The sequence below is a fragment of the Syntrophorhabdales bacterium genome, assembly GCA_035541455.1.
Lineage (GTDB): Bacteria > Desulfobacterota > Syntrophorhabdia > Syntrophorhabdales > WCHB1-27 > JADGQN01.
In genome coordinates this window covers 18,053-29,087 of sequence record DATKNH010000071.1, presented here as the reverse complement: position 1 = coordinate 29,087, position 11,035 = coordinate 18,053, and the positions used below count along the sequence as shown (strand labels likewise).

Annotated in this window: 10 protein-coding genes; 1 reads left to right on the top strand and 9 read right to left on the bottom strand. The window is 55.0% G+C overall.

Annotated elements, in window-relative coordinates; translation table 11 throughout:
• Positions 1–225: hypothetical protein (locus VMT71_07425; protein ID HVN23785.1), on the top strand; the 225-nt coding region annotated here is incomplete at its 5' end.
• A 239-nt stretch (positions 226–464) separates the two neighbouring features.
• On the opposite strand, the gene VMT71_07420 is transcribed toward VMT71_07425, so the two are convergent.
• The 9 genes from VMT71_07420 to VMT71_07380 all read right to left on the bottom strand — a co-directional run bounded on the left by VMT71_07420 (position 465) and on the right by VMT71_07380 (position 10,764).
• On the bottom strand, positions 465–1,172 hold the full coding sequence (locus VMT71_07420; protein ID HVN23784.1) for an ABC transporter ATP-binding protein: 708 nt from the start codon (positions 1,170–1,172) through the stop codon (positions 465–467).
• A complete protein-coding gene (locus VMT71_07415) occupies positions 1,162–1,941 on the bottom strand; it encodes an ABC transporter ATP-binding protein (GenBank protein ID HVN23783.1) in 780 nt (259 codons plus the stop codon). The genes VMT71_07420 and VMT71_07415 overlap by 11 nt, the downstream gene beginning before the upstream one ends.
• Complete coding sequence (locus VMT71_07410; GenBank protein ID HVN23782.1) at positions 1,928–2,899, bottom strand: branched-chain amino acid ABC transporter permease; 972 nt, start codon at positions 2,897–2,899, stop codon at positions 1,928–1,930. Before VMT71_07410 ends, VMT71_07415 begins: the two co-directional genes overlap by 14 nt.
• The gene (locus tag VMT71_07405; protein HVN23781.1) at positions 2,896–3,762 is read right to left on the bottom strand and encodes a branched-chain amino acid ABC transporter permease; all 867 of its coding nucleotides are present in this window, start codon (positions 3,760–3,762) and stop codon (positions 2,896–2,898) included. The genes VMT71_07410 and VMT71_07405 overlap by 4 nt, the downstream gene beginning before the upstream one ends.
• Positions 3,763–3,942: 180 nt before the next feature.
• The gene (locus VMT71_07400; protein ID HVN23780.1) at positions 3,943–5,208 is read right to left on the bottom strand and encodes an ABC transporter substrate-binding protein; all 1,266 of its coding nucleotides are present in this window, start codon (positions 5,206–5,208) and stop codon (positions 3,943–3,945) included.
• 108 nt (positions 5,209–5,316) lie between these two features.
• Complete coding sequence (locus VMT71_07395) at positions 5,317–7,983, bottom strand: molybdopterin-dependent oxidoreductase (GenBank protein HVN23779.1); 2,667 nt, start codon at positions 7,981–7,983, stop codon at positions 5,317–5,319.
• A gap of 84 nt (positions 7,984–8,067) precedes the next feature.
• The gene (locus tag VMT71_07390) at positions 8,068–8,316 is read right to left on the bottom strand and encodes a MoaD/ThiS family protein (protein HVN23778.1); all 249 of its coding nucleotides are present in this window, start codon (positions 8,314–8,316) and stop codon (positions 8,068–8,070) included.
• A 1-nt stretch (position 8,317) separates the two neighbouring features.
• Positions 8,318–9,859 (bottom strand): molybdopterin cofactor-binding domain-containing protein, encoded by a 1,542-nt coding sequence (locus VMT71_07385; protein HVN23777.1) that lies wholly within the window; start codon positions 9,857–9,859, stop codon positions 8,318–8,320.
• Positions 9,790–10,764, bottom strand: coding sequence for a molybdopterin cofactor-binding domain-containing protein (locus VMT71_07380; protein ID HVN23776.1), 975 nt, complete (start codon positions 10,762–10,764; stop codon positions 9,790–9,792). Before VMT71_07380 ends, VMT71_07385 begins: the two co-directional genes overlap by 70 nt.
• Positions 10,765–11,035 lie beyond the last annotated feature (271 nt).

Sequence of the window (11,035 nt, the reverse complement as noted above, 5' to 3'; positions counted from 1 at the left end):
AAGTATGAGCTGGTGCTGGACGGGGCCGAACACGGTGCGTTCACCGACCGCACCCCGCTCCGGGTGACCGGAAAACGCAAGCTCGACTACCATCAGGTCATCCTCTCGCTCAGCACGGCCTTCTGGGACGCCTGGCTGCGCCGTGACAGTGAGGCGAGGGCGTGGCTCGACGGCGAGGGTCCGCACGCTGTTCTGGAGAAGAATGATCGCTGGCAAAGAAAGTGACAGAACTCGATTGTTAATCACATTTTAATCTGCGGCTACCTGGATGGCCAACGAGAAATCTTACTCACCCATCCGTGCAGATGGAAATAGGAGCACTCATGGGAGGCTCCCTTTGAAGGTGGAGTGCGCAGCTTTTCTCGTGTAACAGATTTTCAAATTTGATTGAGAGGCGCTTTGGCACATTCAGGGCGTCGTGTCGGAGAGACGCTCCAGCTCACGTTACTTTTTGTGGTCAGCAGTTACATGCCCAGGTAGGCTTTGCGTACTCGCTCATCCGAGATCAATTCCCTGGAAGTGCCGCGCAGCACGATTTCGCCAAGCCTCATGATGTACCCTTCATCGCTCACTTCAAGGGCCAGTTCCGAGTTCTGCTCGGAGAGAAGCAGGCTCGTGCCTCGTTGCTTGATCTGCACTATTGAATCCATAACAGTTTCGCAGAGGATAGGGCTAAGACCCAGGGTAGGTTCATCCATCACCATCAGGCGCGGTCTGCTCATCAGCGCACGGCCTATGGCGGCCATCTGCTGCTCGCCTCCGCTCAAGGTGCCCGCCTGTTGTTTCAGCTTCTCCTTCAGGCGCGGGAAAATAGTGAGGACCTCTTCTATGTTCTGCTTCAGTTTCCGCCTATCTTTTTCCAGGTAGGCTCCCATTTCAAGGTTCTCCAGGACACCCATTTCCGGGAAGAGTCTCCTTTCCTCCGGGACATGAATGACCCCCCTGCGCACGATGTGGTGCGGCGGGAGGGAATCTATTCTCTGGCCGTCAAAGTATATTTCACCGCTGTTCAGCGGCACCAAACCACTGAGAGCCCTCAATGCGGTGCTCTTCCCGGCCCCGTTGGCACCGAGAAGGCACACCACTTTGCCGGCTTCGATCGTGATCGAAATCCCTTTGAGGACTTCCACGGAACCGTAGCTTACACTGATGTTACGGATCTCAAGAAGCACTTCTTGTCCCTTTCTTGCGTCCCAGGTATGCTTCAATGACCGCAGGGTTTTCGCTGATCTCCCTGGGTGTGCCCTCTGCAATCTTCTGCCCGAAGTTTATGACGATGATACGGTCGCAGAATGCCATCACCGCTTTCATGTGATGTTCTATGATAAAGATGCTTGTTCCCTGGGCGCGAAGGTTCCTGAGCCGATCCAACAGGCTCGCGATCTCTTCCTCGTTCATACCGGTCAGCGGTTCATCGAGCAACAGTATTTCAACGGGTGACATGATTACCTGCGCGATTCCCAGGAAGCGCTGGAGCCCAAGCGGAACGACATTCACCTGCCGCTCCTTCCATTCGGTCAACCCCATGAGCTTAAGGACTTCCAGGCCCCGCTGCAGCGCCTGCTTCTCCTCCTCCTGGTAAGAGGCAGTATTGAAGAGGGCCTGCCAGAAGCCTGTTTTGTGCTCCCGCACGTATCCGGCAAGCAGGCTCTCGAGCACGGTCTGGCCACGGAACAGAAGTGTTATCTGGAATGTCCTTCCGATGCCCTTTCTCGCAACCTGATCAGGCCTTAAGTGGTCAATGTTCTCGCCCTTGAACTTCACTATACCCTTGTCCGGCCGAAGATACCCGGTGATGAGATTGAAGATGGTGCTCTTGCCCGCGCCATTGGGTCCCACCAGACCTACGATCTCGCCGGGCCTTACGTTGAAATCGACCCCGCCGACTGCTACATTCCCACCAAAACTCTTGCTCAATCCCGCAACTTCAAGTAGTGACAACGTGCTTTGTCTCCTTCGTGCGACGGAATCGTTTGCGCAACCCCACCAAACCTTCCGGAAAAAAGAAGATCACGACTATCAACAGCAGCCCCATGATAAGCGACCTGGCACCGGCGAAATAGACCAGGTACTCGTCAAAGATGTTGTAGAGTATGGAACCGACCAAAGGCCCTACTACAATGGATCCTATTCCGCCGAGGATGGCAACTATCTGTGAGGTCAGGGAGTAATAAAACGTGTAGCCGTCAGGGCTCACTGCACCGAGATAGCCTCCCATGGCGGCTCCTGTAAGCCCTGTGAAGAAGGCGCTGATCACGTATGCCTGCACCCGGTATTTCATGAAGTATATGCCGAAGCTCTGGGCGAGATCGGGTGACGTGCCGATGTAGGAGTAGATCCTGCCGATGCGCGATCTCTCCATTCTCGCGTAAGTGAAACTTGCAATGCTGAGAATGAGGATGAAAAGATAGAGCCATCCTTGTTTCGTCGAGAAATTTATTCCGAGTATGCTGTTCGGGACAGGGAGGCCGAAGAGCCCTTCGCTCGAACCAAGGTAGTCGCTTGCCGCTATGGTGAGCCTCACTATTTCAGCAAAGACAAAACTTATCACGAGGAAGTAGAGCCCCTTCAATCGAAGAATGATGACTCCCACAATGAGTGCAACGATGCTGCACAGCGCGGCGGCCACGAGTAGTGCGAGCCAGAAGGAACAGCCGAACTTCAGCGTCAGCACGGCTGCCGTGTAACCGCCGATACAGAGAAAGACAGCTTGTCCTGCGCTGAAAATACCTGCTCTGAGCATGATCAGCCAGCTCATGCCCACTGTGCTCCAGATGGCCCAGAGTATACATATCTGCTGCCACCTGTTCGGGAGAAAGCCGAGGATGTAAGCGAGAGCTCCGAGCGCGATAATTGCCAAGGGCAACTTGAGGGCGATTCCAGTCTTCCCGAGACTCATTTCTCTTTTCCTTCAGCTTCCACGCGCGTTCCCATCAACCCGAGCGGCCTGAACAGGAGTATGAGCATGACCGTGCCGAAACTGAGCAGGTGATGGTACCTTCCTATGAACGATGCGCCGAAGCTGTCCGAAAGCCCGATGATAAAGGCTGCTATAAATGCACCTATGATGCTCCCCATGCCCCCGAGCGTGATAATCAGGATAGACGTGCAGAGAGCTGTGATTCCCACGAAGGGGGAGAGCGAGTACACGGCGGTGATCTGCACGCCGGCTATGACGGCCATGGCCGTGCCGATTCCCATGCTGAGGCTGGAAACCAGTTTCACATTGATCCCCATCAGCGAGGCAGCTTCCCTGTCCTGGGCGGTTGCCCTTATCGATTTTCCCATGCGTGTGTACTTGAGAAAGATAAACAACGCCGTTATAACACACAGTGCCGTGACAGCGACTGCGAGCCGTCCCATACTTACCACGGTTTTACCGATCATTGCCGTGCCTGCGACCATGGGAGGAAGACCCCTGATATCCGGTCCGAAGAGTATCGTAGCAAGACCTTCCAGCGCGAGGAGTACACCGCACATGCAGATGATAGAGGGTTCTATGCGGCCTCCCAATCTCCGGTATAGTTTTGCCTCCACAACCATGCCGATGGCTCCGACGAAGAGTATCGCCAGCAGGAGCGCTATCCCGTACGGCATGTGCGCCTTCTCCGAGAAGACGAGAAAAGCGTAGGCGCCGGCCATGTAGAAATTCCCGTGGGCCATATTCACCACACGCATGACGCTGATCGTGAGTGTGAGACCTGTGGCCAGGAGCACGTAATTCAACGAGAGAGTGATCCAGAATATGAAAATATCAAGCACAGTATTACCTTAAAAGCGCACGTGAGGTTGAGGTTAGGGCTAGGAAAAAGATGAAGCAGGTTGAGGTAAAGACAAACGCGAACCTAAGAAGATTACTTACAGTTCTGCTCTTTCTTAAACCTTCGCTCCTGCACTTTTCTCAACCTTTGTTTCAGTTCTTACCTAACCTGTATCTTCCTGTTACGGCACCGGCCAGCTGGGAACCGTCGCAACAGGCTTCTGCTCGCGGCCGGTTATCTTCGATATCATCACGGCATAATTGAGGATACGTTTGATACCGTAGGTCTTTTCGCCGCTGGCTGTGCTCGTCCCGTAGAAATGTTCTATAGGTTTGGTCTCCAGCGCCCTGACAATGTCCTCGGTCTTGACGCTGTTTGCGAGTTTGATGGCCGTCACATAGGCTGCCACCTGGTTGGCAAACCAGCCGAATGCGTCGCCGAAATTGAATTCCGTGCCGTGTTTATCTTTATACATCTTGCGGACGCGCAGCGACATCTCTTTGAACTTGGGCGAAGTCTTCGGGTAATCCCAGGGGCCGCATCCTGACGTGTAGACATACTGCGCAGCCTCGTAGCCCGTAATCTTGATGAATTCATTCACGTCGGTCAAATTGGGAACCGTAATAACAGGCACCTTGAGGCCCATCTCATACGACTGCTTTGCTATCATCGCCATATTGGGGGCAGTAGCAGATACAGCGAAGATCAAATCCGCCTTCTTGGGCAAGGCGGCGATCTTTGAGAGCCACGGTGTCATATCCTGGGCCGTTATAGGAAATATGGAATCGTACACCAGCTCGAGGCCGTATTTGTTCTGCCATTCCTGCTTCAGGTTGAGTATCGACTGCATCATGGAGCGGCCGTACGTGTCGTCCTTGCTTATGAGTGCGTACGTCTTGATGTTCGGCAGTGCACCCTTCTTCAGCGCAGGAATATACGTGTCCATGGTTTGAAGCTGAGGCCAACAAAGATCGAACATGGCCGGCGCTTTAGGGGTTACCACTTCGAAACCGGGCGCTTCTCTCACCGCGTGGATGACCGGTATGTTGGCCGCCGCGCCCTCACGGCCCATCACTGTCGCTATCGGCATCATCCAGCCCCCGACCACCACGTTGACTTTTTCAGTGTGAATAAGCCGGTCGCCCGATGCCTTTATACCGTCGGGGGTGGCCTTGTCGTCCGATTTTACGAAGACCAGTTTATACGCGGTATCTCCTACGACAATGCCCCCGTCTTCATTCAGGGCATCGATATAAAGTGAGGCTATTTCCGTTTCGGGGATTCCCCACGGCGACATAATTCCGCTCAAGGGGGCTGAGGCGCCTATTTTCAGTATAGCTGTTTTGGTTGCCTTTTTGGCCGGTTCCGCGCCGTGAGCCGCTGCACAGAGTACCATGATCGAAAGAGCCACCAAGCAGAAGCCATACCATGCTTTTCTCGCCTTCATACGGACCCCCGATTCAGTTTTTTTGAGGCGTGTGTCAGGCAAAAATTACACAATCGGGTAACCGAGTCAAGGAAAATCGAACTGATAGCAGCGCCTGCCCGTGGGAATCTATTTCCGGTATGCTTTGACTCTTGCTGTCGGCTCGGCTGCCCCTGATATGGGACAGAAATGGCGCTGGTCATGGCGGAGAAGGGCATTAGGATTTATTCCTTTTCCTTTGGCGATGGGCCTGCCCTTGGCCCAGCTTCCGAGGCCGACCGCAGCAACCACCCTCGGATGTATCAGCTCGGTTAATTTCACTCGTCCGGTCTGTGTGTCGCCGAAGCGATTCTCAAGACAGATGGTGTCACCATCTTTGATACCTTTTCTCTTCGCTGTTTCCACATTCATGGCTATGTTGTACGTGTAGGGATTGAGCTGGGCCGCGCCATTGATATAAGGGTTGTGCGCGGTAAAGCGGTACGTCATGAGGGGATCGCGCTGAGAGATGATGAGCAGGTCGTACTCGGAATCCTCAGGCAGCTCGGTATAGATGACCGACGGGAAATAACTGGTCATACCGGTGAAATAACCCCAGTTCAACTGAAAACCGATTTTCTCAGCCTTCTTCTTTATTTCTTCTCTGTCTGCTTCCACCGCTTCATGATACATGGGCACACGGGCGTTGATGAACCAGCGCCAATAAGCCTCTTCGGGCTTTTTGTACCACGTTATGAGGCTGTGATCCCTGAACCACGCAAGATCGTGCTCGCTGCCGAAATGGTATTTGAGTATCCTGTCGACAAGTTCCGGATTCGATACGTGCTCGTCGGGCTCCAGAATGCGAGGGATCTGACCATTACTTTCCGGGGGCCGGGCTTTCCTGAATGTGTAAAAATCATCGAGCACACTGTTGTACTGGGGCCGAATGCCGATACGGTCGGCCAGATCATTCATCACGTCCTGGACGTCGCGGGCCTCGCCTCTTGGCTCAGTGACAGGCAGCCTCAGATGAAAACTCCATTTGTCCATTCCCGTCGGATAATTGTAAGTGACGCCGAACCCGCATGTGATGTCCAGCGTCTCGAGGTAATGGCATTCGGGCAGCACGATGTCGCAAAAGCCTTCAGTGGTCTCGTTGTGAAATGGTTGCAACCCGACGGCGAAGGGAATTTTCTTGAGAAATTTTTCTGCGGCTTCGGGCCTGATGATATTCATAACGACGTTTGCGCCGTAGGTGAAAAAGACCTCAGGCTGGAAGGCGTTACCCGCTCTCTGCCACAATTCCTCCCAATCCTCGGCGTACGGGTAAATGTTCGATCCGGAGTGGGAAAGGACGTCCTGAAAGTTGATGCGATTACCGGGGTCCTCAACCTTCCTGGGAGGCCACACATTCCATCCCACCGGCCACGCGCCGGCGGTGAGCATGCCTTCAAAACCGCCGTAAGCTGTGAAGTTGAATCGTCCTGTGCCGGGATAGCCCAAACTCCTCGGTGTGCCGGAACCCAGGATGCCTCCGCAGACGTCCTGGTTACCGAGCAGCACGTTGATGAGATGCATGGCTGAGTACTGGTGATACGAGTTTTGATGGGTTTGCAGTCCTTTGTATCCCACAACGCAGGCGGGCCTGTATGGAACCTTTACGCCATCGATCTCTATGACGCTTCCTATTCTCGCCTCCTCAACAAGCTCGCGCGCTAATCGCCGTATGGTAGCCGCCGGCACCGTACTTATCTCTGATGCCCATTCAGGATTATACTGCCTCAGATGCTCCCTGATGAGCGCGAAAGACGGCCGGCACTCCACGCCTGCAGCCGTATATTTCCCTTCAATGGCCGGAGACACCAAGCCGGGATCATCGTAGGCCTTCACCTTGTTGTCGGCCTCGTCGAGAAGGAGAGGTTTCCCCGTCTGCAGATCGCGGACATAGAGCATGTCGGGTCCGATCAGGTAGGGGCCGTTCGTTTTGTGCCGAATATACTCCCTGTCATACACTTTTATTTCATTCACAATGAGATTGGCGATGGCAAGGAAGACGGCAATATCAGTTGCAGGGAGTACAGGTATCCATTCCTCTCCCTTAGAGGCAACGGTGAAGCCCTGGGGGTCCATGACTTTCATTTTCATGCCGCGCTCGCGGGCAGCAGCTGCCAGCCTGACGCTGGCGCTCGAATTGCGACCGCCCCCCCAACCCTCGTTGCCACCGCACCGAAGCACATAATTGCAGTACTGGTAGTCGGGGACTATGTCCCACGCAGCATAGTGCAGCGCACCTATGTGATGGGCACTGGCGCCGCACATGACGCTGGGACCGCCTGAAGCATGGCTCATGGTGCCGTATGCCGGGAAAAAGCGCGTGAAGGTAACATTCGATCTCATGCCGCCCGTGGGTCCGGGAGTCATTGCGAAAAAAGTTCTCCTTGGATCTTTTTTTCGCGCAGCAACAAGTTTGTCCGTCACCGTATCGAGAGCCTCTTCCCAGGTGATGCGCTCCCAGCCAGGATCTTCACGAAGACCTTTTTTGGGGTTTGTCCTTTTGACCGGGTAGAGGATTCTGTTCGGGTTGTACCAGTCCATGAGACCGGTGACACCTTTGGCGCAGATTCTTCCCTGCGCACCGCGGTCGCTTTCAGGCACGCCCTCGATAGCCACGGGTTTCCCGTCCAGCACCCTCACGCGAATCGAACACTCACCGTAGCAGAGCGAGCAGATGCTATAGACCCAGTGGTCCTTCTGTTTGTCTCTCTCGCCGAATATTTTTCTGTAGCGCTCCCGGTCCTGTTCAATAATGCCCATCACCAGATCTCCTGTTTGTCATGACATTGTGGCCTGTTTGAATGGGTATGTCAATGCGTCTTCTTTCGTGTTCATGTGCAACTATTACCCCCCGGCTATTACGGGTGATAAAACGAGACTATCTTCTTGCTTGAGCAGAGTGCGCGCCGGATCGTGGCATGAAGCGCCATTTACCGTGATGAGCACGGGGAACCCTCCCGGTACCCCGAGCATTTCTGCAATTTGAGCAGCAGTGGTTCCCTCTGCCACATCCCACGATTCTCCACCGACAAGGGTCTTCGGAGCGGCGATGGTCTGGCGCAGGTATGCATGCACTTTGACGTGGACCCTCATGCTACGCTTTTCCCAGTGCCTTGAGAACCTTCGCCGGTGTGATCGGGAAATCGTCGACCCACACACCTAATGCGTTGTGTACCGCGGGGCCGAGAAGTGCCGGTATCACGGTAGCCACGTCTTCGCCGATACCAACGAGTCCGTAGGGTCCATAGCCCATGCCTGTCTCCACTGCTATGGTATCTATCCGGCCGACGTCGCGCATGGTTGCTATCTTGTAGTCGAGCAGGTTCCCGTTGAGCATGACGCCGGTTGCGGGATCATACACCACCTCTTCTGTCAGACCTCTGCTTACTCCCATGATGGTTCCACCGTACTGCTGACCCTCACAGGTTTCCCAGCTTACCACCTTGCCCACGTCATTCACATTGACCACTTTCGTCACCTCAACGGCGCCGGTTTCCGTATCGACCTCCACTTCCATGAAATGGGTCTGCCTGCACAGCCTTGGCCGTGTGTGAGAATACGCGCCCACCTGGACGTGGAAGCTGTGAGCGAAGAGTGGTGGCGTCCACATGGCGCGACCAGCACCGCCCAGTTCTTCACGGCTTACCGGCCCGGCAACGCCTGCCGTACCGGCGAATTCGGCGAGGCTCATTCTTAGGGACGGCTCTGATTTGACGAAGATCACGCTTTCCTTGATGTCGAGATCATCGGCTGCCCGCCCGGGGAACGCCGGCTCAAAGCTGCCCCGCTGCCCTTCTCCCCGAGGTTTCGTGGCCGCCTCCAGAATCTGCTGTTTCAATATCCGGGCTGCATTGCGGATGGCAGAGCCGTTTACAGACATGTTGGTGGAAGAGTCGGGCGTCATGGCAAAGAACCCCACGTCTGTCTGAGCCCTGTAGATAACATCCTCCATACGCATGCCCAGCTCGTCTGCGACAACTTGACAATAGCTCGTCTCAGCATTGACGCCGTTATCGCATCGCATGCCGAGAAGCGTTGCAGTTCCGTCGGCGCGCTCGATTCGTATGGCTATTTCACTTGATCCCGCCGAATCTTCCCACTCGTGGGTCCATGTGAAGGCTATGCCGTGCATTCTGCCATTGGTCAGTCGCTTCGTACCGGGCGCATGCCATGTGCTGTCCCAGTCTATGGCCAGCTTACCCCGTTCCACGCATTCCTTGAGGCTGTCTTTTCTTGAGAACCCCATCTCAACCTTTCGCGTCTCAAGCCACGCCATATCATGGCCGTGGCAGCCGTCATTCTTCAAAGCGACATCAACGGGGTCAAGGTTCAGGGCATCTGCGATGTGGTCGAACACAAGGGTGAAGCTCAGGCAGTTCGGGTTCTGTTCGCATCGTGTCGGAACATTCACTCCCTTGTTCACCTGCAGGGCCTGCAGGCGGCCGTACACGTTGGGAATCTTTGTGTTCTCCAGAAAATGGGTCGTAAAACCAAACACAGGGAAGTATTGGTTGGAGAGTTGGGCGTGGCCTTTCACCGCAAGGATCGTTCCATCCTTCGTTGCGCCTACCGTAAAGCGATACATGCCTTCGTCCATTTCGCCGCCATAAAAATCCTCGCGCCTGCTAACGTCCATTTGACGGGCCTTCCGGTCCGCCTCGCAATCAGAGCGGCACAATAGGTGCCGCCCATGTTCCACGCTACCTGGCTCCATCCGCCGAAGCTTGCCCCCTGGTAGAGACAGTGGAGAAGGATTCTGTTCATGGGAATGCCGCCGAACCATGTGGAGATCACGCGCTTGGCTATGTGCGGCCGCTGCTGCTTGACCCACACCTCGGGATACTCACCATTCCATCGGAAGACCCCGCACGGCCGCTCGGGGCCTATCCACGTGTGCAGGCGGCGTCTCGCGGTGAACTCCACTACCACATCCGCATTAGCAAGGCCTTTCTCTACGTCGCCCAGTTCCTCCACATCGTGCCAGCCCTCATTGTATAGATTGCTTTCGGGATGCACTTCAGGATTGGCTAAGGGAGCGCTTGATTCGAGCGCTTTATCCACCTCAAGCACGAACGGCCGTTCTTCCCATTCCACCTCGATCAATTTGAGCGCCAGGCAGGCGATCTCTTCCGTGTCTGCTGCTACGGCAGCGCCCACTTCCTCACCCTGGAAATGGGCTATATGGGGAAAAACCACAGCCCGGGTCGGGCCATGGCCTCCCAGTTCTGCGAATGCGGGCAACTCGGGATCGTCATATCTGAGGATGTAGCGGACACCGGAAAGCTTCTCGGCCTTGCGCGTATCCATGCTGATGATCCGCGCGTGTGCGTACGGAGAGGTCAGGAACCGCATATGGAGCATGCCGGGAATCGCCACGTCCATGGTGTAGAGTGCTTTGCCGCTCGCCTTTTCGTAGCCGTCGACGCGCCGCACGCCGCGCCTGCCGATGTGGTTGTATTCTGGCAGAGGGTACCGGTCAGCCCGAATCCGGTCCATCTCGCCCAGTATTTCCGCGTCGATGTCTTCTTTGCTCTTTGTCATTGTCTGTCTCGGCTCAGGCATTTAAACAGCCCACGCCAGGACTTTATCGCAGATCAATGCGGATAAGAACCCCGATGTCCGCGGATGTTTAATTTTTTGCCCGGCCGTGTGATAGAGCGCCACAGCCGGCCATCCCCAATCCGCTATCGCGGAATGCGGATCTCGCTCGCGAAGCGACGAAGTGCGAACAGCATTGAAGGTGTATCACAATGCTGTTCGCATGTCACGCTTATCTGCGAACATCTCGCCCTGTTTCTATCCGCGTATATCT